This window comes from Pandoraea communis (assembly GCF_902459745.1).
GTDB classification, from domain to species: Bacteria; Pseudomonadota; Gammaproteobacteria; order Burkholderiales; family Burkholderiaceae; genus Pandoraea; species Pandoraea communis.
The window spans coordinates 739,913-764,317 of sequence record NZ_CABPSJ010000003.1; the positions used below are offsets into that span (position 1 = coordinate 739,913).

Genomic DNA, 24,405 nt, shown 5'->3' on the forward strand with positions numbered 1-24,405 from the left:
GCCACAGGATTTCCATGGCCAAAGCCAAGACTGTCTACATCTGTACCGAATGCGGCGGACAGACACCCAAGTGGGCGGGGCAATGCCCCAACTGCAACGGCTGGAATACGCTCGTCGAGTCGGTGGCGGAAACGACGACGGGTCATCGTTATCAATCGCTCGCCAAGAGCACGCCGGTACTTAAGCTGGCGCACATCGAAGCGGCCGACGTGCCGCGCTTCTCCAGCGGCGTGAGCGAGTTTGACCGCGTGCTGGGCGGAGGGCTCGTGGCCGGCGGTGTGGTGCTGATCGGCGGCGATCCCGGCATCGGCAAGTCGACCTTGCTGCTCCAATCGCTTGCACATCTGGCGCGCGAGCGGCGTGCACTGTATGTCAGCGGCGAAGAGTCGGGCGCGCAGATTGCTTTGCGGGCGCAACGGCTCGGCCTTGGCGCGGCGGGAGAGGGCGGTGGCGAACTGGACCTGCTCGCGGAAATTCAGCTCGAAAAGATTCTAGGCGCGATCGAGTCCGAAAAGCCCGACGTCGTGGTGATCGATTCGATTCAGACGGTCTATTCCGAAGCGCTCAGCTCCGCCCCCGGTTCGGTGGCGCAGGTGCGCGAATGCGCGGCGCAGCTCACGCGAACCGCGAAGCAGAGCGGCGTGACCGTCATCATGGTCGGCCACGTGACGAAGGAAGGCAGCCTCGCGGGGCCGCGCGTGCTTGAGCACATTGTCGACACGGTGCTGTATTTCGAGGGAGATACGCACTCGTCGTATCGGCTGGTACGGGCGTTCAAGAATCGCTTCGGTGCCGTCAACGAGTTGGGTGTGTTTGCGATGACCGAGAAGGGGTTGCGCGGCGTAGCGAATCCGTCGGCGTTGTTCCTCTCGCAGCATGAACAGAGCGTGCCCGGTTCCTGCGTGCTCGTCACACAAGAGGGCACGCGGCCACTGCTCGTTGAGGTACAGGCGCTGGTCGATACCGCGCAGGTGCCCAACCCGCGGCGGCTGGCGGTAGGACTTGAGCAGAACCGTCTGGCGATGTTGTTGGCGGTGATGCATCGCCATGCGGGCATTGCGTGCTTCGATCAGGACGTGTTCCTGAATGCCGTTGGCGGTGTGAAGATCACCGAACCGGCGGCGGATCTGGCGGTGTTGCTGGCCATTCATTCGTCGCTGCGCAACAAGGCGCTCCCGCGCGGCATCGTGGCGTTCGGCGAAGTCGGGCTGGCGGGGGAGATCCGTCCTAGTCCGCGTGGTCAGGATCGTCTCAAGGAAGCCGCCAAACTCGGCTTTTCCATTGCGATCATCCCGAAAGCGAACGCGCCGAAACAGCCCATCGACGGCCTCGAAGTGCACGCCGTCGACCGGCTGGAGCACGCGATTTCGGTGGTCGCGGGGTTGTAAGCGCGCACGGCTAGCATGAAAAAAGCCCGGTCGGATCGACCGGGCTTTTCCTTTGGCGTCGCGGCATGGACTGCGTCGTGTGGCCGCTGCCGCTATCGGATCAAGCGATCTGCTCGAGGGCTTCCTGGGCTTCGAGCCATTCGGCTTCCACGTCCGAGAGCTTTGCCGTGACGTCGGCCTGTTGCTTGAGGCTATCGGTCAGCAAGGCCTTCCTGGCGTCTTCATAGGTGCTGCTGTCCGCGAGGATAGCGTCGAGCCGGGCTTTTTCGTCCGAGAGCTTCGCGATGGACTGCTCCAGCTTCTCGATCTTCCTTTGCAGCGGCTTGCGCAGTTGTGACAGCCGCTGACGTTCCTGCGCCTCGGCACGCTTCTGATCCTTGCGGTTGACGCCGTCGGCACCGTCGCTACCTTCGCCATTGCCGCTGCTGGCGTCTCGTGCTGCCGCACGTTGGTCGGCTGCGTGTTGCAGCAACCAATCGCGGTAGTCATCGAGATCGCCGTCAAACGGCTGCACTTCGCCGCCGGCCACCAGCAGAAACTGATCCGTGGTCGCGCGCAGCAAGTGCCGATCGTGCGAGACGAGAATCAGCGTGCCGTCGAACTGGGCGAGCGCCATCGTGAGGGCATGGCGCGTCTCGAGATCCAGATGGTTGGTCGGTTCATCGAGCAACAGCAGGTTCGGCTTGCGCCAGATGATGAGCGCCAGCGCCAGACGCGCCTTCTCGCCACCGGAGAACGGCGCAATCGACGACGTCGCCATATCGCCGCGGAAGTTGAATCCGCCAAGAAAGTCGCGCAATTCCTGTTCGCGCGTGTCGGGGGCGAGGCGTTGCAAATGCTGCAACGGAGAATCGTCATGGCGCAGGGTTTCGACCTGGTGCTGGGCGAAATAGCCGATCTGCAAGCCCTTGCCGGTCTTCACCTCACCCGCCAGTGGCGCAAGCGTGCCGGCGAGTGTTTTGATGAGCGTCGATTTGCCCTGACCGTTGGCGCCCAGCAGGCCGATACGCTGTTCGTTCTGCACCGACATCGTGACATGCGGGAGGATGACCTTCTCGCTGCCGTCTTCGAGCGGATAGCCGCAACGCACCGCATCAAGCACGAGCATCGGGTTCGGCGCGCTGTCGGCCGGACGGAACTCGAACGTAAACGGCGACGCGATATGCGCGGGCGCGATGCGCTCCATCTTTTCGAGCGCCTTCATTCGGCTCTGCGCCTGACGCGCCTTCGTTGCCTTGGCCTTGAAGCGCGTGATGAACGATTCAAGGTGCGCAATCGTCTTCTGCTGCTTGTCGAACGCGCTTTGTTGCAGCACCAGTTGCTGGCCGCGCAGAATCTCGAACTGGCTGTAGTTGCCGCCGTAACGCTTGATCTGTTGATTCTCGATATGCAGTGTGACGTTGCAGACTTCGTCGAGAAACTCGCGATCGTGTGAGATCACGATCAGCGTGCCGGGGTATCGCTTGAGCCAGTCTTCGAGCCAGACGATGGCGTCGAGATCCAGGTGATTGGTCGGTTCGTCGAGCAGCAATAGATCGGACGGGCACATGAGCGCCTGCGCCAGATTCAGGCGCATGCGCCATCCGCCCGAGAAACTGGCGACAGGCAACTGCGTTTGCGCAAGCGTGAAGCCGAGTCCGAGCAGCAGGGCTTCGCCACGGGCGGGGGCCGTGTAGCCGTCTGCGTCGGCGAAGGCGGCGTGCGCCTCGGCTTGCGCGTGACCGTCATGCGCAGCTTCGGCGGCCGCGATGGTTGCTTCGATCTCGCGCAGCCGCGTGTCGCCGTCGAGCACATAGTCGAGGGCAGTGCGCTCGACGGCAGGTGTCTCCTGCATCACGTGGGCGACGCGCCAGCTGCTGGGCACGAAGACATCGCCGCCATCGGCGTGCAACTGACCGCGCAGCAACGCGAAGAGGGTGGATTTACCCGCGCCGTTGGCGCCGACGAGGCCAACGCGCTCGCCTGGATTGAGCGTTACGGAGGTGTCCTCGAAGAGCGGCTTGGTGCCGCGTGCGAGGGTGAGATGTTCGAATCGGATCACGAAAAAGGCCGAAGGGAAAGCGGGTCAGTTCGTCCTGAGTCCGCGTGGCGAGCCGGGTATCGCCGACCCAACGGGGAGCGAACGAGCCGTGCATCGAAACCGTGGTGCGGGGGGACGGCAAAACCGGCATTTTACCGGTCTGAGCGCATGAAAGCGATGCGCACCCCGCCGCGCCTACAGAATTGGGGCGAAAAGCCGCGCCAGACGCATCACAATCTGACGCCATCTCGGAATCTTCCGGAAATCGTCCTTGTTCAGCAGGGCGGCCTGCTCGAAGTCGTGCGTCAGCATGTACGCGACGTCGTCGGCGAAGGCGCGGTCAACGGTGAGCAGCATGATTTCGAAGTTGAGACGGAACGACCGGTTGTCGAGATTGGCGCTGCCGACGGCGGCTGCGCTGTCATCGATCAGCACGACTTTCTGGTGAAGGAAGCCATGTTGATAGCGATAGACGTGGATGCCGCTGCGCGCGGCCTCGAACGCGTACGAGGTGGTCGCCTCGAACACGACATAGTGATCGGCCCGATCCGGGATCAGAATGCGCACGTCTACGCCGCGCAGCACCGCCAGACGCAACGCGGAGAACACGGCTTCATCGGGCACGAAGTAGGGCGTGGTGAGCCAGACTCGCTTCTGTGCGGCGTTGACGGCGGTGACAAAGAAGAGGGACGACGTCTCCAATCGGTCAGCAGGGCCGCTCGGCACGACCTGACAGTGCATGTCTTCGCCGGAGGCGGCTGGCAGGCGGTTGAGTTCCGGTACCGTACCCGTGCTCCAGTGCCAGTCTTCGGCAAATGCGCGCTGGATACCCACCACCGCAGGTCCACGCACGGAGATATGCGTATCGCGCCATGGGGCCAACGGCGGTTTCTCGCCGAGATACTCGACCCCGACGTTGTGTCCGCCGATAAACGCTTCGTTGCCGTCGATCACCACGATCTTGCGGTGATTGCGAAAGTTGAGCTGAAAGCGGTTGACGAAAATGCCGCGTTTCGCAGCCGCGAACTCGTGCACCGTCACACCGCCCAGGCGCAGCTTCTCGCAATAGCTGCTCGGCAGATCGTGGCTGCCGATACGATCGTAGAGGAAGTACACCTTCACGCCCGTCGCGGCGCGCGCGAGCAGACGCGCGGACAAGGCGCGTCCGAGCGCGTCGTCCTTGACGATGAAGAACTGAACGACGACGTAGTCACGCGCGCGATCGATAGCGGCAAAGATGGCGTCGAACGTGGCCCGGCCGTTCACCAGCAGACGCACCCGATTGCCCGCCACGAACGACATCCCCGTCATGGCGGTAAGCGCGGCAAACTCCGGGTGCGCTTCCATCGCGACGGGCGGCTCACCGCTCCACTGCGTTTCGCCCATGCGTGATTGCAGCGCCTCGTTGCGCGCACGGCGCGCCTCGACATAGCCGATGAATTTCGACCGGCCAAGGAACAGATAGGGGATGAGGGTGAGGTAGGGTATCGTCACGAGCGATACTGCCCATGCCACCGCGCCTTGCGACGTCCGTACCGTTAGAACGGCATGGATGGCGGCGATGGCTCCCATCACGTGAAGACAGGCGACGGCAAAGCCGACGTCGAGCAAATTGAACGCCATGACGGACTACCTTCCTCCATGCCGAGAGTCGCGCGGACCCGGGAACCCGAGTGTAACCGGGGTACGTGGACTTAGACGAGGGCTCGCGGCAAAACGCGAGCCCCGAGGGAGTTACTGCATTACGGCAGATCGGCTGCCTGCACCAGGAAGACCATATCGTCGCCGGCACTCGTCGCCAGCCACGTCATCGGCAGATCCGGGAACGCCGCCTCGACGAAGTGACGTTCGTTACCGACTTCCACGACCAAAACGCCGTCATCGGTCAGATGCTCTCGGGCACCGGCAATGATGCGGCGAACCACATCCATGCCGTCGTCGCCGCCGGCCAATGCCAGACGTGGCTCGTGACGGTATTCGGCCGGCAGTGCCTGCATCGAACCTTCGTTGACGTACGGCGGATTGGTGAGAATGACTTCATAGCGCTTGCCCTGTGGCAGCGGCGCATAGAGATCGCCCAGATGGAGCGCGATGCGGTCGTCGAGACCGTAGTCGGCCACATTGATCTTGGCCACGGCCAATGCGTCCGGGGAAATGTCGACCGCATCGATCTGCGCCGCCGGGAAGGCTTCGGCGGCGAGGATCGCAAGGCAGCCGGAGCCAGTGCACAACTCGAGCACGTCCGCGACGTCTTCGGCGTGATCGACCCATGGCTGCAAGGCGTCTTCGAGCAACTCGCCCACGAACGAACGCGGCACGATGACGCGTTCGTCTACATAGAACCGGCGGCCATGCATCCACGCTTCATTCGTGATGTACGACGCCGGCACGCGCTCGCCTGCGCGACGGTTGATGACTGACAGCACGCGCTCGATTTCCTCGGGCAGCAAACGCGCGTCGAGAAACGGGTCGAGCGTATCGATGGGCAGGTGCAGCGTATGCAGCAGGAGATAGGCGGCCTCGTCGTAAGCCGTGGCCGTGCCATGCCCGAAGGCCAGTTCGGCCTCGGTAAAGCGCGAGACGGCGTAGCGCAGCAGATCGCGCAGCGTCCGGAACGGGTGGGGTGCCTGAGTCGTCATGATGATTACCTCGCGCGCCTTAGGCCACCAGGCGCTTCAACACGCCGCGGTAGATGTTCTTAAGCGGCTCGATATCGGCCACGGCAATGTGTTCGTCGATCTTGTGAATGCTGGCATTGCACGGACCGAATTCGATGACCTGCGGGCAAATGCGGGCGATGAAGCGCCCGTCCGACGTGCCGCCTGTGGTCGAAAGCTCGGTCTGAAGCCCCGTTTCCTCGTGGATCGCGCTAGAGAGGGCTTCCGACAGATCGCCGCGCGGCGTGAGGAAAGGCTGGCCACTGATCGACCAGTCGAGCGTGTAGGTCAGGCCATGACGGTCGAGTAGTTCGTGCACGCGCTGCTGGAGACCCTCGGACGTGCTGGCCGTCGAGAAGCGGAAGTTGAACATCACCGTCAACTCGCCGGGGATGATGTTGGTTGCCCCGGTGCCTGCGTGAATGTTCGAGATTTGCCACGTGGTGGGCGGGAAATAGTCGTTGCCGTTGTCCCAGACCGTCTGCGTCAGTTCGGCGAGTGCCGGCGCGAACAAATGCGTCGGGTTCTTGGCGAGATGCGGATAGGCGATATGACCTTGGACACCCTTGATCACGAGCTTGCCCGACATCGACCCGCGGCGGCCGTTTTTGACCATGTCGCCCAACTGCTGGCTCGACGTCGGCTCACCGACCACGCAGTAGTCCAGGCGCTCGCCGCGCGCTGTGAGCGCTTCAACAACCTTCACGGTGCCGTCGGTGGCCGGGCCTTCTTCGTCGCTCGTCAGCAGAAAGCCGATGGCGCCGGTGTGATTCGGATGCTGGGTGACGAATTCCTCCGAAGCGACCACAAATGCCGCGAGCGACGTCTTCATGTCGGCGGCGCCGCGACCGTAGAGCAGGCCGTTACGATGCGTCGGTGCAAACGGATCGGAATGCCATTGTTCGAGCGGGCCGGTCGGCACCACGTCCGTGTGGCCGGCGAAGACGAGCAGTTTGCCCTCGGTGCCACGCGTGCCGCGCTTGACCGCCCACAGGTTGGTCACGCCGTTTGATGCGATGGTCTCGCACGCGAAGCCGATCGCTTCGAGGCGGCGCGCCAGAATGGCTTGGCAGTCACGGTCTTCGGGCGTCACCGAGTGACGGGCGATCAGTTGCTCGGTAAGCGCCAGCGTGGCGCCTTGGGAGGAAGTCATGAAATCAGAATCGTGAGGCGTAACTGTCGGGCGTGAAGCCCACGGAAACCTTGCCGTCGGCCACCAGCACAGGGCGTTTGATGAGCGACGGGTTTTCGATCATCAGGGTGCGGGCGACCGACTCGTCGGCCGCCGCAGCCTGTTGCTCCGGCGAGAGCTTGCGCCACGTTGTGCCCTTGCGGTTGAGCAACGTGGTGAGGGGTACCTGGGCGAGCCAGTTACCCAGCAGTGCGTCGTTCACGCCCGCCTTTTTGAAGTCGTGGAAGTCGTACGCCACGCCGCGCTCGTCGAGCCACACGCGCGCCTTCTTCACGGTATCGCAGTTGGGAATGCCATACAGCACTGCCGTCATCGCCAGAACTCCTGATGTCGCGATTACAAAAGAACGAGGCGCAACATCGCAGTCAGGACTGCGACTGCGCCTCGTCGGTGCCGCGTGGACTTATTCGCCGCGCAGCAGGTCGTTGATTGCCGTTTTGGCGCGCGTTTGCGCGTCGACCTTCTTCACGATCACGGCGCAGTACAGGCTGTACTTGCCGTCCTTCGACGGCAGGTTGCCCGGCACGACGACCGAACCGGCCGGCACACGGCCGTAATGCACTTCACCCGTTTCGCGGTCGTAGATCTTGGTCGACTGACCCAGATACACGCCCATCGAGATCACCGAGTTTTCTTCGACGATCACACCTTCCACGACTTCCGAGCGCGCGCCGATGAAGCAGTTGTCTTCGATGATGACCGGATTGGCTTGCAGCGGTTCGAGCACGCCGCCGATACCGACGCCACCCGAGAGGTGAACGTTCTTGCCGATCTGTGCGCACGAACCGACGGTGGCCCACGTGTCGACCATCGTGCCTTCGTCAACGTAGGCGCCGATGTTCGTGTACGACGGCATCAGCACGACGTTCTTGCCGATGAACGAGCCGCGGCGTGCCACTGCCGGGGGCACCACGCGGAAGCCGCCGCGCGCGAAGTCTTCTGCGGTGTAGCTGGCGAACTTGCTCGGCACCTTGTCGTAGAACTGGCTGAAGCCGCCGGCGGGCATCACGGCGTTGTCTTCGAGGCGGAACGACAGCAGCACGGCCTTCTTGATCCACTGGTTCACGATCCACTGGCCGTCTTGCTTCTGGGCCACGCGCAGGGTGCCCTTGTCCAGCTCGGCGATGACGTGGGCGACAGCCTCACGCACGTCGGCAGGTGCCGACTTGGCCGAAATCTCGGCACGGTTTTCCCAGGCTTGGTCGATGGTGGTTTGCAGTTGTTGCGACATGGCGAGAATCAGTTGCAGTAAGGATTAAAGGGATTGGCAGAACTGCACGATGCGCTGGGCGCCTTCGGTGCATTCGTCCACATCGGCCACGAGGGCGATGCGCACATAGTGCTCGCCCGGGTTGGCGCCGTGCGCCGCGCGGCCGAGGTACGACCCGGGCAGTACGGCCACATTGTATTGCGCCAGCAATTGGCGTGTGAATTCCGTGTCGGACAGGCCGGTTTTCGCGTCAACCTTGGCCCACAGGTAGAAGCCCGCGTCCGGCAGGCGCACGTCGAGCACTTCGGCGAGCATCGGCGTGACGGTCTGGAATTTCTTCAGGTACTTGCTGCGGTTCAGGCGCACGTGGGCTTCGTCGTTCCACGCCGCGACACTCGCCGCCTGCACGGCCGGGCTCATCGCGCAGCCATGGTACGTGCGGTACAGCAGGAATTTCTTCAGAATGGCGGCGTCGCCGGCCACGAAGCCCGAGCGCATGCCGGGCACGTTCGAACGCTTCGACAGGCTGGAGAACACCACCAGACGCTCGAAACCACGACCCAGTTGGTGGGCTGCCGCAAGACCGCCCAGCGGTGCGCGCTCTTCGTCGAAATAGATCTCGGAATAGCACTCGTCGGACGCAATCACAAAACCGTACTGGTCCGAGAGTTCGAACAGACGCTTCCACTCGGCAAGACCCAGCACGGCACCGGTCGGATTGCCGGGCGAGCAGAGATAAACGAGCTGGACATCGCGCCAGACATCCGCCGGCACGCTATCGTAATTCGGGGCGAAGTTGCGCGCCGGATCGCTATCGACATAGTAGGGCGTGGCGCCGGCAAGCAGCGTTGCCCCTTCGTAGATCTGATAGAACGGGTTCGGGCACAGCACCCGTGCACCGGGCTTACCGCCGTCGACCACCGCCTGTGCGAACGAGAAGAGTGCCTCGCGCGAGCCCGTGACCGGCAACACTTCGGTGGCCGGATTCACGTTGGGCAGCGCGTAGCGGCGCGCCAGCCACTGGGCAATCGCCGCGCGCAGCGGTTCGCCGCCCGCCGTGGCGGGGTAGTTCGAGAGGCCGCCCAGCCCTTCGATCAAGGCTTCCTTGATGAACTGCGGCGTCGGGTGCTTGGGCTCACCGATGCCGAAGCTAATGGCCTTGTATGCACTGGCGGGCGTCACATCCGCTACCAGCGACTTCAGGCGTTCAAAGGGATAGGGCTGGAGCTTGTCGAGTAATGGGTTCACGAGAATTCAAACAGACTCAGGGCTAGGGTTCGCGATGCCACTCAGGGCAACGCTCGAGGCAATTCGGACCGCGCAAGGCGGCTGGGCCGGATCTCCCGGGGCGCCGGTGCGCCATGATGCGATTTCCGGCGCCGGGCTTGCGGATGGCATGCCACATATGGGTTCGCACTTATCCAGTACATCACGCAACGGGGTTCCCGGACGCGCTCAAGAATGGCAAGATCGGCAAAGCGAAAATTATACCGTTACGGCGCCCACAAAGCGCGGCCGCCGCGTAATTCAGCACATTCCGGGGCGCCAATGAGGCAAGTCTGCGGAGTATCTCAGGTTTTTCAGGAGTCAATAGTATGACCGTAGCCGGCAACGGCGCGCACGGCCCGGCATCGAACGCCGGCGCTTCGCTGCGCACCCGGGCGGCACCCGCCTTGAGCATTCTCATCGGTTCCTCCGTATGGGGACTGGCCTGGTTTCCCTACCGCATGCTTGGCCAGTGGGGTGTTGCGGCGGTGCCTGCACAGATTTGTACCGCGAGCGTGGCGCTGCTGCTGCTCACGCTGGTTTATCGCCGCTCGCTTGGTACGCTGCGCTGGTCGTGGCTGCTGGCCGGTGTGGCGTTCGCGGGAGGCACGACCAATGTGGCGTTTGTCTGGGGGACGACGCATGGCCATGTCATGCGTGTGCTGCTGCTTTTCTATCTGACCCCAGTTTGGACGGCGCTTTTCGCTCACTGGCTGCTCGGCGAGCGCGTCGGCTTGCGTGGCGCGGGCCTGATCGCGCTGGCGTTGGGCGGGGCGGGGCTGATGCTCTGGTCGCCCGAGTTGGGCTGGCCCGTGCCGAATAACCCCGGTGAATGGGCCGGAGCCATTGCCGGTGCGGCTTTCGCCCTCAATAACGTGCTGCTGCGACGCGTCAGTCAGTCGTTGCCGGGGGTGCGCGCGGAAATGCGCAGTTGGACGCTCTATCTCGGCTGCGCGGTCGGCGGGTTGCTGGTGCTGCCGTTCGACGGCGGCGCCGAAGCTGGCCGTGCCACCGTCGCGGCCCTCACGTCGAGCGCCGCGACCGCTGCGGTTGCGCTGGCGCTGGGTTGCGCCATTGCGGCAACCAACGTCGTCGTGCAGTTCGGCCTGGCGCGTGTGCCGGCCAATCAGGCGGCGCTCATCATGCTGTTTGAAATTGTCGTGGCGGCCATTTCGTCTTGGTGGCTTGCCAGCGAAGGGCTGGGCGTGCGTGAAATCGCCGGCGGGCTGTGCATTGTGGCGGCCGGCGTTCTGTCAGGTATTTTGCCGGATTCGCGTCGTTGTAAATCCGCGACGGCAGGGGATGCGATGGTATGATGCGTACCGATGTTATATCGATGTAAGCGGCCTGCGCGCGCCAGCGTGCGCAAGGCCCGACAGGACCAGCTAGCGCGTCTGCGTCTTTCCCATCATTCAATGACCGATAAAGCGAACCTGCCGTGCGTCTGACCTCCATCAAACTCGCTGGCTTCAAGTCATTCGTCGATCCGACGAACTTCGCGGTACCTGGCCAATTGGTCGGGATCGTCGGCCCGAACGGGTGCGGCAAATCCAACATCATCGATGCCGTGCGCTGGGTGCTCGGCGAGTCGCGCGCCTCCGAGCTGCGCGGCGAATCGATGCAGGACGTGATTTTCAACGGGTCAACCGCCCGCAAACAGGCGAGCCGCGCGAGCGTCGAACTCGTGTTCGACAACAGCGCCGGGCGCGCTGCCGGGCAGTGGAGCCAGTACGCCGAAATCGCCGTCAAGCGCGTGCTCACGCGCGACGGCACCTCCAGCTATTACATCAACAATCTGCCGGCTCGCCGCCGCGACATTCAGGACATCTTCCTTGGTACCGGCCTCGGGCCGCGCGCCTACGCCATCATCGGGCAGGGGATGATCTCGCGCATCATCGAGGCCAAGCCGGAAGAGTTGCGCGTGTTCCTCGAAGAAGCCGCGGGCGTGTCCAAGTACAAGGAACGCCGTCGCGAGACCGAGAATCGCCTGCAGGACACGCGTGAAAATCTCACGCGCGTTGAAGACATTCTGCGTGAGCTCGGTACCAATCTCGAGAAGCTCGAATCGCAGGCCGTTGTCGCCAACCGATTCAAGGACTTGCAGCGCGACGGCGAAGAGAAGCAGCAGTTGTTGTGGCTGCTGCGCAAGAACGAAGCCCAGAACGAACAAGAGCGTCAGCAACGCGCCATCGAATCGGCTCAGGTCGATCTCGAAGCACAGATGGCGCGTCTGCGCGGTTCGGAAGCCGATCTTGAAACGCTGCGCGCCGCCCACTATACGGCCACCGACGCCGTACAGGCCGCGCAAAGCGCCATGTACGAGGCGAATTCGGAAGTCAGCCGTCTGGAAGCCGAGATTCGCTACGTTGTCGAGTCGCGCAATCGCGTGCAGGCCCAATTGGCCGCGCTCACTTCCCAGCGCGAGCAGTGGCAGGCCCGTTCCGCGCAATCGGAAGAAGAACTCGCGCTTGCCGAAGAAGAACTCGTCATTGCCGAAGAGCGCGCGGCCACCGCGCAAGATCAGGCGGCCGATCAGAACGACGCGCTGCCTGCGCTCGAAGCCGGCTGGCGCGATGCGCAGAATCTGCTCAACGAGCAACGCAGCGAGATCGCGCAGGTCGAGCAGAGTCTGAAGCTCGAAGCGGCGCACCAGCGCAACGCCGATCAGGCGTTGCAGCAGTTGCAGCAGCGTCAGGAGCGTTTGCAGGGCGAGGCGCGCGGGCTCGACAAGCCCGATGAAGCCGAACTGGAAGCGCAACGCGCCGACCTTGCCGAACATCAGGCGATGCTCGAGGATGCACAGGCCGAACTCGCCGATGCACAGGAGCGGCTGCCGCGACTGGAAGCCGAGCGTGCCGAGGCGCAGGCTCGCGTGCAGTCGGAAGCCGCGACCATTGCGCAACTCGAGGCGCGTCTGACGGCGCTCAAGCAGTTGCAGGAAAGTGTGCAGACGGAAGGCAAGGTTCAGCCTTGGCTCGACAAACACGAACTGGCGCAACTGCCGCGTCTCTGGAAGAAACTGCATATCGAGCCGGGCTGGGAAAACGCGCTCGAGTCGGTGCTGCGTGAGCGTCTTGCCGCACTGGAAATCAGCAATCTGGACTGGGTGAAGGCCTTCGCGAGCGATGCGCCGCCGGCCAAGCTGGCGTTCTATTCGCCGCCGTCAGCGGCCCGTCCGCTCGAAGCCCCGGCCGCGTTGCGCCCGCTGCTCTCGTTGCTCCGCATCGACGATCCGGGCCTGCGCGCCGTATTGCAGGAATGGCTCGGTCACGTTTTCGTGGCCGACGATCTGACGCAAGCCATGGTCGCCCGGGCGCAACTGCCCGAAGGGGCATCGATTGTCGTCAAGGCGGGCCACCAGGTCACGCGCGTCGGCGTACAGCTTTACGCCGCCGACTCCGAACAGGCCGGTTTGCTGGCCCGTCAGCAGGAAATCGAGAATCTGGGCAAGCAACTGCGTGCCCAGGCCTTGCTCGCCGATGAAGCCAAGTCGAGTGCTGTGCGCGCGGAGGCGGCCTATAGTCAGGCGGCGCAGTCCCTGACCGAGGTGCGCGGACGTGCGGAGCGGGCCACGCAGCGCGTGCACGCACTGCAAATGGATGTGCTCAAGCTCACGCAAGCCTATGAGCGCTACAACGCCCGCAGCACGCAGATCGACGAAGAACTGAGCGAGATTGCCGCACAGATCGAAGAGCAGGTCGCGTTGCGCGCCGAATCGGAAGCGAATTTCGAGCAAAGCGATTCGCGTTTGGCCGAATTGCAGGCGACATTCGAAGACGGTCAACTCGAATTCGAATCGCTCGACAGCCAGCTCTCCGACGCCCGCAACCGTGCACGCGAACTGGAGCGCCTGGCGCAGGAAGCGTCTTACGGTCAGAAAGGGATTTCGAGCAAGATCGACGAACATCGCCGTAATATTCAGACGGCGCTCGAGCAGGCCGAACGTCTGGTGGTGTCGATTGAGCAAGCGCAGGCCGAACTCGCGCAGATCACGGAGCAGACGGTCGAGAATGGCTTGCAGGACGCACTCGAATTACGCGCCGAGAAGGAAGAGATTCTTGGGGCTGCCCGTATCGAACTCGATGCGCTGACGCAAAAGCTGCGCCAGAGCGACGAAGAACGTCTTGCTGCGGAGCGCGGGCTGCAACCGCTGCGCGACCGCATCACGGAATTGCAGTTGAAGGAACAGGCGGCACGCCTGAATCGCGAGCAGTTCGTCGAGCAATTGACGACGGCCGAAGTCGATGAGGAGGCGCTCTCCGCCAAGCTCACGCCGGATCTGAAGCCGTCGTATCTGCAAGGTGAAGTCACCCGCATCAACAATGCGATCAATGCGTTGGGTCCGGTCAACATGGCTGCGCTCGAAGAGCTGGAAACGGCGCGCGACCGCAAGGTTTTCCTCGACGCGCAGTCGGCCGACCTGAACGACGCCATCGAAACGCTCGAAGGCGCCATTCGCAAGATCGACGAAGAGACGCGGGTGCTGCTGCAAGGCACGTTCGACGAAGTGAACAAACATTTCGGAGAACTCTTCCCGATGCTGTTCGGCGGCGGACAGGCCAAGCTCATCATGACCGGCGACGAAATTCTCGACGCGGGCGTTCAGGTGATGGCGCAACCGCCGGGCAAGAAGAACTCTACGATTCATTTGTTGTCTGGTGGTGAGAAGGCGCTCACGGCGATTGCGCTGGTGTTCGGGATGTTCCAGCTCAACCCGGCGCCGTTCTGTTTGCTCGACGAGGTGGACGCACCGCTTGACGATGCCAACACCGAGCGCTACGCCAAGATGGTGGCGCGCATGTCGGACCGTACCCAATTCGTATTTATTTCGCATAACAAAATCGCGATGGAAATGGCCAATCAGCTCATCGGCGTCACCATGCAGGAACAAGGGGTGTCGCGGATCGTGGCGGTGGACATGGAGTCTGCGATCAATCTGGCCGAGATCGCCTGACCCCGCGCCCAAGATGGAGAAGAGAGAGGAACGCCACGCATGAATGAACTGCAGCTGAGTTTGATTGCCGCAGGGGTAGTAGTACTGCTGGGGGTCGTGGCATATAACGCCTGGCAGGGCAGCAAAGCACGCGCACGCATTCCGCGTCGCATGCCGGTCGATGGTGCCGGTATCGACGCGACTGCTGGGACGCCCGACGCCGACGACGATCGCCCATTCATCGAACCGACGCTTTCGCCCCCGCGCGTGCCTGCGCATTCGGGCGAGCGCCGTGAGCCGACCCTGGGCGGCCCGGTTGCAGCGTCCGGTACGTCGGTGCAGGATGCCTTTGCCATTAACGAAGACGCCTGGGATGCGCCGCCTGCCGCACGCAAGCGTGCCGCACAAGAAGCGGCCGCTCTCGCGGCGCAAACCGATGAAGCGGGCGCGGCTACGGGCGAAACGCCATCGGTGACCGACTCCCCCCTGCCGGGTCATCAGGACGCGCAAGCACGCGACGCGGAACAAGCCGCCGTCGTGAGCACGGTGGCGCGGGTTGACGCCGAACTCGCGTCCGACGACACCGTGGATGCCGCTGCAGCCGGCGCGGTTGCTGCGGCTGCCGCTGCGCCCGATGCGGAAACCCTTGCACACGCTGAAGGCGCTGCGGCGCCGGGGGCGGAGCCGGTTGCTTCGGTTGTTCCGGTGGCGCCACCGGCACCCATCGCGGCAGCTCGTCCTGCAGTGCCGAGCGGCCCGCCGCCGGTTATCGACGAGCGCATCGACTGCATCGTCGAACTGCCTTTGGCAAACATGGTGGCTGCGGAGCGTCTGATGCCGTTGACTGTGCGCATGCGACGTGCAGGCAGCAAGCCGGTCAACGTCGAAGGCCGTGCCGACGAGCATTCGCCGTGGGAGTTGATTCGCACCGGTGGGCGCTACCATCAGTTGCGCATGGCCGTGCAGTTGGCCAACCGCGCGGGCGCGTTGAACGAAGTCGAGTTCTCGGAGTTCTCGAACCTCGTTCAGACGCTCGCCGACGCGGTTGACGCCTTACCGGAACTGCCCGACATGATGGAGACGGTGGCCCGTGGCCGTGAACTGGACAATTTCGCCGCGCAATGCGACGCGCAACTGTCGGTCAACGTGCTCTCGGACGGCGCCCCCTGGTCGGCGAACTACGTTCAGGCGGTGGCAACGCAGGATGGTCTGCTGCTCTCGCGCGACGGCATGCGTTTCGTCAAACTCGATGCTCGCCAGAATCCGGTGTTCATGCTGCAATTCGGCGACACCAACTTCCTGCGCGACGATTTGACGTACAAGGGCGGTGATCTGATTACGATGCTGCTCGATGTGCCGGTGGCCGACGAAGACCTGTTGCCGTTCCGCCTGATGTGCGATTACGCCCGTTCGATTGGGCAGCGCATCGGTGGGCGCGTCGTGGACGATCAGCGCCGGCCGCTTTCGGATGCTGCGCTGCAAAACGTCGACAAGCAATTGCTCAAGCTCTACGAGCGTCTCGAGGCGCGGGGTCTGCCGGCAGGCTCGCCGGTGACGCGCCGCCTGTTCAGTCAGTAACGACGAGTGCGGTGCACGGCAGACGACGATCTGTCAGGCACCGCGTTCGATGCACGCCGTTCACCGTCGGGTGAGCGGCGTTTTCATTCCGATTGATTGCTGCTATCGGCGGCGCGCAGGTGCGTACGTCGAAGGCATAATGTTCTGACTTCTCGTATCCCGAGTTTCCAAGCATGTCCCAAACTTCAGTTCCGGGTCAGGGTGCGAACGCGCCAAAGGCGGCCGATGTCACGGCGGCTGCGCAACGTGCTGCCGAGTTGCGCATCGAATTGGCGCGTCACAATCGCGCCTATTACGAAGAGGATGCGCCGCTGATTCCCGATGCCGAGTACGACCGCCTGTTTGGCGAACTGGTCGCGCTCGAGACCGACTATCCCGAATTGCAGCGCCCCGATTCGCCCACGCAACGCGTAGGCGGTAAGCCGTTGGAGGGCTTCGCGCCGGTTGTGCACCGTGTGCCGATGCTTTCGCTGAATAACGGCTTCGCCGACGAGGATGTCGAGGCGTTTGATCGCCGTGTGTCCGATGGGCTCCGCGATGGTAACGCGCCCTCTGGTGACCTGTTCGGTGCACCTGTCGAATACGCCGTCGAGTTGAAATTCGACGGTCTGGCGATTGCGCTGCGCTACGAGCATGGCGTGCTCGTGCAGGCGGCAACGCGCGGCGATGGCACGACCGGCGAGGATGTCACCGCGAACATTCGTACGATCAAAAAAATCCCGCTGCGTCTCGATGCCGACAATCCGCCGGAAGTGTTGGAGGTGCGAGGGGAGGTGCTGATGTTCCGTGCCGACTTCGACAAACTCAATCGGGCTCAGGAAGCGGCGGGCGAGAAGGTCTTCGTCAATCCGCGCAACGCCGCCGCAGGCAGTCTGCGACAGCTCGATTCGAAGATCACGGCCAGGCGGCCGTTGTCGTTCTTTGCTTACGGGGTGGGCGAATTGGTGGGCGCTCCGATGCCGGAGACGCACTCGGCCCTGCTCGACTGGTATGTGACGCTCGGGATTCCGGTGAACGATCGCCGCGAAGTCGTGCAAGGCGCTGCCGGACTACTCGCGTTCTACCGGTCGGTCGGCGAGGCGCGTGAGACGCTGCCGTATGACATCGATGGTGTGGTTTATAAAGTCAATCGCCGTGACGAGCAGGACCGCCTTGGGTTCGTCTCGCGCGCTCCCCGTTTCGCGCTGGCACACAAGTTCCCGGCACAAGAAGCGCTGACGACATTGCTGGACATCGAAGTGCAGGTGGGACGCACCGGCGCGATGACACCAGTGGCACGGCTTGCGCCGGTATTTGTCGGCGGGGCGACTGTGACCAACGCAACGCTGCATAACGAAGACGAGATCCGCCGCAAGGACGTGATGATCGGCGACACGGTGATTGTGCGTCGCGCGGGGGATGTGATTCCTGAAGTCGTCGGGTCGGTGCTCGAGCGCCGGCCGGCCGATGCGCGGGCGTTTGTCATGCCGACGGCGTGCCCGGTGTGCGGGTCGGCCATCGAGAAGCTGCCGGACGAGGTGATCGCACGATGCACCGGCGGATTGATTTGTGCGGCGCAGCGCAAGCAGGCGTTGTTGCACTTTGCCCAGCGCCGGGCGCTCGACATCGAGGGGCTTGGCGACAAGCTCGTTGAGCAACTGGTCGATCAGCAGATTATTCGGACACCGGCGGACCTGTTCAAACTGGGCGTGGCAAAGCTCGCGGTGCTTGACCGGATGGCCGACAAGTCGGCGTCGAATCTGGTCGCAGCATTGGAGACGGCGCGTCACACGACGCTGGCGCGGTTCATCTTCGCGCTGGGTATCCGTCATGTGGGCGAAGCGACCGCGAAGGACCTCGCACGCCATTTCGGCAAGCTCGACAACGTGATGGCGGCCAGCGTCGATGAACTGCTGGCGGTGCCGGACGTCGGCCCCATTGTGGCCCAGTCCATCGCCAATTTTTTCGGTGAGCCGCATAATGTCGAGGTGATCGAACAATTGCGGGCGGGCGGCGTCACCTGGCCGGAGTCTGAACCTGCGGCTGTGGCACCGCTGCCGTTGGCGGGCAAGACGTTCGTACTGACGGGCACATTGCCGACGCTCTCGCGCGACGAGGCGAAAGCCATGCTTGAGGAGCGGGGCGCGAAGGTGGCTGGCTCGGTTTCGGCGAAGACCGACTATGTCGTGGCGGGCGCCGATGCGGGCAGTAAATTGGCGAAGGCAGAGGCACTTGGCGTGCCCGTGCTGGACGAAGAGGCTATGCGGGCAATGTTGGCCGCGCTTTGATGTGAGGACCCAACCGATGATTCGCGACATACTGAAGATGGGTGATCCGCGCCTGCTGCGTATCGCCAAACCGGTGGAGCATTTCAATACGCCGGAGTTGGACCAACTAGTCGAAGACATGTTCGACACCATGAAGCATGCGAACGGCGCCGGTCTCGCGGCCCCGCAAATCGGCGTCGACCTGCAGGTGGTGATTTTCGGCTTCGAGCACAACGAGCGCTATCCGGATGCGCCGGAGGTGCCCAAAACCGTGCTCATCAATCCCGTCATCACGCCGCTGACGCAGGACATGGAAGAGGGGTGGGAAGGCTGTCTGTCGGTGCCGGGGCTGCGCGGTGTGGTCAATCGCTACTCGATGCTGCGCTATGAAGGATTCGATCAGACAGGCACCCCCATCGACCGGGTGGCCGAAGGCTTCCACGCCCGGGTGGTGCAGCACGAATGCGACCATTTGATCGGAAAGCTCTATCCGATGCGGATTACCGACTTCAGCAAGTTCGGCTTCACCGAGATTCTCTTCCCCGGACTCGATCCGAATAGCGACGACTGAGGTTTGATGCGGTTGGCCAACGTTATTCGTCAATGCGTCAGCATCAATGGTCATGAAAAAGCCCGCCTCGATGGCGGGCTTTTTCGTGCGCGGCGCAGTTGATTCAGAAGCCTTCGCCGGTGCGCAGGTAACGCCACTCACCCACGGGCAGGTTGCCCAGCGTGATGCGCCCCATGCGCACGCGCTTGAGGCCAGTCACATGCAGGCCGACGAGTTCGCACATCCGGCGAATCTGACGCTTCTTGCCTTCCTTGAGCACGAAACGCAGTTGCTCCGGGTTCTGCCATTCGACCTGTGCGGGCTTGAGCGGCTGATCGTCGAGTTCGAGGCCGTGACGCAGAAGGGCCAGACGCTCGGCAGGGAAGTGCGCCTCGACGTTTTGCTCATGCTCGTTGTACGACACGCGCACGAGGTATTCCTTCTCGATATCCGAGTCTTCGCCGATCAGTTGCTTGGCGATGCGGCCATCCTGCGTCAGGACGAGCAGGCCCGTCGAGTCGATGTCGAGGCGGCCGGCCGGTGCAAGGCTGCGCAGGTGCGACGGCGAGAAGCGCACGCCGGCATCGTCTTCGGACCAATGGTGTTCACGTGTCACCAGTACGACTGCGGGTTCGTAGCCGTCTTCGGCTTGCCCGGAGACATAGCCCACGGGTTTGTGCAGCAGGATAGTGACGCGATTGGCCTGTTCCTTTCGTGCGGCTTGCACCACGGTGATTTCCTGCGTCGGCAGAATCTTCGTGCCGAGTTCGGTGATGACCTTGCCGTCAACGCGCACCCATCCCTTGGCGATCCACTCGTCGGCTTCGCGGCGCGAGCACAGACCGAGCTCCGACATGCGTTTGGATAGGCGCAGCGACCCGGCCGCATCGTGATGGACCTTGATGTCGTCGTCATCGTCGCGGGTTGCACGCGGCGCGCGTGCGGGACGCGTCGATCGCCCGGCCTGGGTGTCTCGATCGTCACGAGCGAAGCGGCTGCGTGGCGCGTTGTCGGCGGCACGGCGCGGGCGGTCTTCGTCGAAGCGTCGCGGAGCGCGGTCGTCGGTACCGCGTTTGGCGGGACGAGCGTAATCGTTGCGGGCACCACCTTCGGTGGCACGGCGCGGGCGGTCTTCGTCAAAACGACGCGGAGCGCGGTCGTCTGTGCTGCGCTTCACCGGACGGGCGAAATCGCCGCGGGCACCGCCCTCAGCGCTGCGGCGCGGGCGGTCTTCGTCGAAACGACGCGGTGCGCGATCATCCGTGCCGCGTTTGGCAGGGCGCGCGAAATCGCCACGCGCACCGCCTTCGGTGGCACGGCGTGGGCGGTCTTCGTCGAAACGACGCGGGGCACGATCATCCGTGCCGCGTTTGGCAGGGCGCGCGAAATCGCCACGCGCGCCACCTTCGGTGGCACGACGTGGGCGGTCCTCTTCGAAACGACGTGGAGCGCGGTCATCTGGGCTGCGTTTGGCGGGGCGGGCGTAATCGCCACGCGCTCCGCCTTCGGTGCTGCGACGCGGACGGTCTTCGTCCAAACGTGCAGGACGTGCTCCTGCAACGCGCTCACGTTGACCGCGCACCGGCGGGCGTTCACCCATGGGGCGCTTTTCATATGGCTTTGGCGCGCCGGTTGCGGGTTGGCGCGGCGCGGCGCCACTGCCGGCAGGGCGTCGCGCGCCGCGGGGCGTCGCGGCATCGTCTGCCGGACGCGGACGTGACGGTTTTGCCGCAGGCTTCCTTTTCGCGCCGTTGGCGTCGAGCATCGACGCGGGCACGGCCTTGGTCGTACGACGCAGCGCGCCGGACGAACGCACCGGTGCGCGGGTCTTGTCGAGCGTGCGGGGATGTTTGGCGCCGAGTTTGGCGCGCGGGGTATCGCTCATGGTTCCAATGCTTCTAGTAATTCGGTCTCGACGGCAATTTGCAGGCGATTGTCCTGCAAACGGCTGCCATCAAGCAGGAACGTATCTTCAACACGTTCGCCGAGGGTATTGATGCGGGCGGTACGCACGCTCACGCCATGACGCGCAAGTACGCGGGCGACCGCATAGAGCAAGCCGGTGCGGTCGTTAGCCGACACCGACAGCAGGTAGTACTGGCCACGTTCGTCGGGCCGCAAATCGACGCGCGGCGTGACCGGGAAGCTACGCGAACGTCGTGGCAACCGTCCCTTGTTCGGCTCCGCCATCGGCTCGACGCGCGTGAGCAACGACACCAACTCGCTTTCCACCAGATTGATGATGTCACGGTAGCTGGTATCGAGGCCTGGGTCCGTCAACAGGAAACTATCCAGTGCGAAGCCGTGGCTGGTCGTGTGCACCTTGGCATCGAGAATCGACAGCCCCTTGCGCTCGAAATAGCCGCAGATGCGAGCGAACAGATCGACCTGATCGCGCACGTACACCATGACCTGAAGCCCTTCGCCAATCGGCGACGGGCGCGCCTTGACAATCGGAACGGCGCTGTCGACCTGTCGCCACAAATGACGCGTCTGCCATGCGACGTCCGCCGGATCGTTGCGCAGGAAGTACGCTACGTCGAGTGTGTTCCAGAGCGCTTCCTGCGCGCGCTCAGGCACGGTGTACAGTCGCAGCAGCCCGAGCGCTTCCTCCTTGCGCGTTTTCAACTGCGAACGCGGATCGGGGTTCGCACCGCCCAGCACCTGCAAGGTAAGCCGATAAAGGTCTTCAAGCAGCTTGCCCTTCCAGGCGTTCCAGACTTTGGGGCTGGTGCCGCGAATATCGGCGACCGTCAGAAGATACAGCGCTGTCAGACGTCGTTCGTTACCGACCTTCTCCGCAAAACGCCGGATGACCTCGGGATCGGTTGTGTCCTGCTTTTGCGCGACGGTGCTCATCGTCAGATGCTCACCGACAAGCCAGACGATCAACTCGGTATCTTCCTTGTCGATGCCATGACGCGTGCAGAAACGTCGCGCGTCGGCCATGCCGAGTGTGGAATGATCGCCGCCACGGCCTTTCGCGATGTCATGGAAGAGGGCCGCAATCGTCAGTACCCATGGCCTGTCGAAGTTCGCGATCAACTGGCTGCAGAACGGATACTCGTGCGTGTGTTCCGCCACGGCGAACCGGCGGATGTTGCGCACGACCATCAGGATGTGCTGATCGACCGTGTACACGTGATACAGATCGTGCTGCATCTGTCCGACCACGCGACGGAAGTTGATCAGATACCGGCCAAGCACGCTCGTCTGATTCATCAGGCGCAAGGCATGCGTGATGCCCTGCGGTTGCTGAAGAATTGCCAGAAACGTACGGCGGTTCTCCGGATCGGCGCGCCATTGCGCATCCATCAATTCGCGCGCATTGTACAGCGCCCGTAACGTCCGCGCCGACAGGCCTTTTACGCCCACGACCTGTTCGTATAGCAGGAATGTCTCGAGGATCGCGTTTGGATGACGTTGGTACAACTCGTCATCCACGATTTCGATCATTCCCTGCTTCTCGACGAAGCGCTCGTTGATCACACGGGTGACACCGCTGGTCTGCGGGAACAGACGAGCCTCGACATTGAGCAGTAGCACCGTATTGAGCTGGGAGACGGCCTTCGCCGCCCAGTAGTAGCGGCGCATCAGTTGCTCGCTGGCGCGCTTGGTCGTTGTCGCGTTGAAGCCCAGACTCTGCGCGAGCGATGTCTGCATGTCGAACACGAGCACATCCTGACGCCGCCGTGCGAGCAAGTGAAGCCGCGCCCGCAGCCCCTTCAGGAATTGTTCGTTGCGGCGCAATTCCTTCAGTTCGCGGTCGGTCAGCAAGTCTCGTGCGAAGAGTTCCGACCAGCTATTGCCAAGGCCCGCCGCTTTCGTCATCCAGAGAATGACCTGCAGATCGCGCAGACCGCCGGGGCTTTCCTTGCAATTCGGCTCGAGGCTGTAGGGGGTGTCCTGATACTTCGCGTGACGCTGGCGAATTTCCAGTTGCTTGCTGCGGAAAAATGCACGCGGATCGAGGTCTGCCGAAAAGCGCTGCTCGAATTCGTCGAAGAGGGCACGGTTGCCTGTCAAAAGCCGCGCTTCGAGCAGGCTTGTTTGAACCGTAATGTCGGCGTGCGCTTCAATGATGCACTCGTCGACCGTACGCACCGACGAGCCGATTTCCAGTCCGATGTCCCAAAGGAAGCCGATGAACGGCTCTACGTGCGACGTGAGCGCCGCTCCCTCGGCATGCCGATGCAACAGGAGAATGTCGACGTCCGAGTGCGGATACAGTTCGCCGCGGCCATAGCCACCGACTGCTACGAGCGCGAGATCGCCGGGCATCTGACACTCGGCCCATGCTTCGCGCATGGCCTGATCGACGGCCTGACACATGCCGTGCAACAGGGTGTCGATCTTGCCGTGCGCGGAAAAGCGTTCGACAAGCTCGGCCTTGCGTTCTTTGAGGGCCTGACGTAGCGGAGAAGGGGCGTGCGCACGCGCGTGCATGACGGCTTCCTGAGTATGTAAGTAATGAGCCAGGCCGGGTAGCCGCCCGTTCGGCAGGCGGCAGGACGATATGAATGCTCAGGCTGCTGCCGCGAACGATGTTACGTACGACGAGCCGGGCGGCGGCGGGGGCGTCAGGGCCGAATGCGTCAGCACTTCGTGCCCTGTCTCCGTCACCAGCACGGTGTGCTCCCACTGCGCTGACAGGCTGCGATCGCGTGTCTTGACCGTCCATTGGTCGGGCATCGTCCGAATCTCGCGCTTACCGGCGTTGATCATCGGCTCGATAGTGAAAATCATCCCGGTTTGCAGCACGAGCCCGGTACCCTGCCGGCCGTAATGCAGAATCTGCGGATCTTCGTGGAACACCTGGCCGATGCCGTGGCCGCAGTATTCGCGCACCACGCTATAGCCCTGGGCTTCGGCGTGGGTTTGAATCGCCTGACCGATATCGCCAAGATGCGCACCCGGGCGTACCTGATTGATGCCGAGCCACATGCATTCATATGTGACCTGCGTCAGACGCTTGGCGAGGATCGAGCCTTCGCCGACGATGAACATCCGGCTGGTGTCGCCGAAGTAGCCGTCCTTGATGACGGTGATGTCGATGTTGAGTGCATCGCCGTTTTTGAGCACCTTGTCGCCGGGAATGCCATGGCAGATCACATCGTTGACCGAAATGCAGGTGGCCTTGGGGTAGGGCGGATAGCCCGGCGGCTGGTAATTCAGCGGCGCCGGTACGGTGCCCTGTTCCTTGGTCATGTACTCATGGCAGAGGCGGTCGAGTTCCCCGGTGGAGACGCCAGCGCGCACGTGCGGGGTAATGAAATCGAGCACTTCGCTGGCCAGTCGACAGGCGACGCGCATCATTTCAATATCGTGGGCATTCTTGAGGGTGATGGCCATTGCTGAATCGGGC

General features: G+C 63.2%; 16 protein-coding genes. 6 read left to right on the plus strand and 10 right to left on the minus strand.

All coding sequences use genetic code 11. The features are described from left to right. Positions 1-14 precede the first annotated feature (14 nt). Positions 15-1,388, plus strand: a complete 1,374-nt coding sequence (radA, locus tag PCO31110_RS14225) for a DNA repair protein RadA (RefSeq protein WP_010803845.1) — start codon at positions 15-17, stop codon at positions 1,386-1,388. Between the two features lie 100 nt (positions 1,389-1,488). On the opposite strand, the gene PCO31110_RS14230 is transcribed toward radA, so the two are convergent. The 7 genes from PCO31110_RS14230 to dapC all read right to left on the minus strand — a co-directional run bounded on the left by PCO31110_RS14230 (position 1,489) and on the right by dapC (position 9,715). Beyond that, entirely contained in the window at positions 1,489-3,429 is a 1,941-nt protein-coding gene (locus tag PCO31110_RS14230) for an ATP-binding cassette domain-containing protein (protein WP_010803846.1), read from the minus strand. A 174-nt stretch (positions 3,430-3,603) separates the two neighbouring features. Further along, positions 3,604-5,031 carry a cardiolipin synthase gene (gene cls / locus PCO31110_RS14235; protein WP_150690694.1) on the minus strand — a complete coding sequence of 476 codons (1,428 nt, stop codon included), beginning with the start codon at positions 5,029-5,031 and terminating at the stop codon, positions 3,604-3,606. 119 nt (positions 5,032-5,150) lie between these two features. After that, a complete protein-coding gene (gene prmB / locus PCO31110_RS14240) occupies positions 5,151-6,047 on the minus strand; it encodes a 50S ribosomal protein L3 N(5)-glutamine methyltransferase (RefSeq protein WP_010803848.1) in 897 nt (298 codons plus the stop codon). A gap of 19 nt (positions 6,048-6,066) precedes the next feature. Next, complete coding sequence (gene dapE, locus PCO31110_RS14245; protein ID WP_150690695.1) at positions 6,067-7,218, minus strand: succinyl-diaminopimelate desuccinylase; 1,152 nt, start codon at positions 7,216-7,218, stop codon at positions 6,067-6,069. A 4-nt stretch (positions 7,219-7,222) separates the two neighbouring features. Further along, the gene (locus tag PCO31110_RS14250) at positions 7,223-7,570 is read right to left on the minus strand and encodes an ArsC family reductase (RefSeq protein ID WP_010803850.1); all 348 of its coding nucleotides are present in this window, start codon (positions 7,568-7,570) and stop codon (positions 7,223-7,225) included. Positions 7,571-7,660: 90 nt separating this feature from the next. Next, the gene (gene dapD, locus PCO31110_RS14255; protein WP_010803851.1) at positions 7,661-8,488 is read right to left on the minus strand and encodes a 2,3,4,5-tetrahydropyridine-2,6-dicarboxylate N-succinyltransferase; all 828 of its coding nucleotides are present in this window, start codon (positions 8,486-8,488) and stop codon (positions 7,661-7,663) included. Positions 8,489-8,512: 24 nt separating this feature from the next. After that, a complete protein-coding gene (gene dapC / locus PCO31110_RS14260; RefSeq protein ID WP_010803852.1) occupies positions 8,513-9,715 on the minus strand; it encodes a succinyldiaminopimelate transaminase in 1,203 nt (400 codons plus the stop codon). A gap of 347 nt (positions 9,716-10,062) precedes the next feature. Here dapC and PCO31110_RS14265 point away from each other — a divergent pair, with 347 nt between their 5' ends. From PCO31110_RS14265 to def, 5 genes are all read left to right on the plus strand, one after another. Continuing rightward, a complete protein-coding gene (locus PCO31110_RS14265; protein ID WP_150690696.1) occupies positions 10,063-11,049 on the plus strand; it encodes a DMT family transporter in 987 nt (328 codons plus the stop codon). 122 nt (positions 11,050-11,171) lie between these two features. Further along, the gene (gene smc, locus PCO31110_RS14270) at positions 11,172-14,687 is read left to right on the plus strand and encodes a chromosome segregation protein SMC (RefSeq protein ID WP_010803854.1); all 3,516 of its coding nucleotides are present in this window, start codon (positions 11,172-11,174) and stop codon (positions 14,685-14,687) included. Positions 14,688-14,726: 39 nt separating this feature from the next. Next, positions 14,727-16,244, plus strand: coding sequence for a cell division protein ZipA C-terminal FtsZ-binding domain-containing protein (locus PCO31110_RS14275; protein WP_150690697.1), 1,518 nt, complete (start codon positions 14,727-14,729; stop codon positions 16,242-16,244). 173 nt (positions 16,245-16,417) lie between these two features. Then, a complete protein-coding gene (gene ligA / locus PCO31110_RS14280; protein WP_150690698.1) occupies positions 16,418-18,511 on the plus strand; it encodes an NAD-dependent DNA ligase LigA in 2,094 nt (697 codons plus the stop codon). A gap of 16 nt (positions 18,512-18,527) precedes the next feature. Further along, complete coding sequence (def, locus tag PCO31110_RS14285; protein ID WP_150690699.1) at positions 18,528-19,061, plus strand: peptide deformylase; 534 nt, start codon at positions 18,528-18,530, stop codon at positions 19,059-19,061. A gap of 103 nt (positions 19,062-19,164) precedes the next feature. On the opposite strand, the gene PCO31110_RS14290 is transcribed toward def, so the two are convergent. The 3 genes from PCO31110_RS14290 to map all read right to left on the minus strand — a co-directional run bounded on the left by PCO31110_RS14290 (position 19,165) and on the right by map (position 24,392). Further along, complete coding sequence (locus tag PCO31110_RS14290) at positions 19,165-20,925, minus strand: pseudouridine synthase (RefSeq protein ID WP_150690700.1); 1,761 nt, start codon at positions 20,923-20,925, stop codon at positions 19,165-19,167. After that, positions 20,922-23,486, minus strand: coding sequence for a [protein-PII] uridylyltransferase (locus tag PCO31110_RS14295; protein WP_010803859.1), 2,565 nt, complete (start codon positions 23,484-23,486; stop codon positions 20,922-20,924). Before PCO31110_RS14295 ends, PCO31110_RS14290 begins: the two co-directional genes overlap by 4 nt. 78 nt (positions 23,487-23,564) lie before the next feature. Next, positions 23,565-24,392: a type I methionyl aminopeptidase gene (map, locus tag PCO31110_RS14300; protein ID WP_010803860.1), complete on the minus strand. Its 828-nt coding sequence runs from the start codon at positions 24,390-24,392 to the stop codon at positions 23,565-23,567. Positions 24,393-24,405: the final 13 nt, after the last annotated feature.

Excerpts from the sequence above, each read along its gene's own strand:
- radA (WP_010803845.1), top strand. The coding sequence starts at position 15 with ATGGCCAAAGCCAAGACTGTCTACATCTGTACCGAATGCGGCGGACAG.
- cls (WP_150690694.1), bottom strand. The coding sequence starts at position 5,031 with ATGGCGTTCAATTTGCTCGACGTCGGCTTTGCCGTCGCCTGTCTTCAC.
- prmB (WP_010803848.1), bottom strand. The coding sequence starts at position 6,047 with ATGACGACTCAGGCACCCCACCCGTTCCGGACGCTGCGCGATCTGCTG.
- dapE (WP_150690695.1), bottom strand. The coding sequence starts at position 7,218 with ATGACTTCCTCCCAAGGCGCCACGCTGGCGCTTACCGAGCAACTGATC.
- PCO31110_RS14250 (WP_010803850.1), bottom strand. The coding sequence starts at position 7,570 with ATGACGGCAGTGCTGTATGGCATTCCCAACTGCGATACCGTGAAGAAG.
- dapD (WP_010803851.1), bottom strand. The coding sequence starts at position 8,488 with ATGTCGCAACAACTGCAAACCACCATCGACCAAGCCTGGGAAAACCGT.
- PCO31110_RS14265 (WP_150690696.1), top strand. The coding sequence starts at position 10,063 with ATGACCGTAGCCGGCAACGGCGCGCACGGCCCGGCATCGAACGCCGGC.
- PCO31110_RS14275 (WP_150690697.1), top strand. The coding sequence starts at position 14,727 with ATGAATGAACTGCAGCTGAGTTTGATTGCCGCAGGGGTAGTAGTACTG.
- ligA (WP_150690698.1), top strand. The coding sequence starts at position 16,418 with ATGTCCCAAACTTCAGTTCCGGGTCAGGGTGCGAACGCGCCAAAGGCG.
- def (WP_150690699.1), top strand. The coding sequence starts at position 18,528 with ATGATTCGCGACATACTGAAGATGGGTGATCCGCGCCTGCTGCGTATC.
- PCO31110_RS14290 (WP_150690700.1), bottom strand. The coding sequence starts at position 20,925 with ATGAGCGATACCCCGCGCGCCAAACTCGGCGCCAAACATCCCCGCACG.
- PCO31110_RS14295 (WP_010803859.1), bottom strand. The coding sequence starts at position 23,486 with ATGCACGCGCGTGCGCACGCCCCTTCTCCGCTACGTCAGGCCCTCAAA.
- map (WP_010803860.1), bottom strand. The coding sequence starts at position 24,392 with ATGGCCATCACCCTCAAGAATGCCCACGATATTGAAATGATGCGCGTC.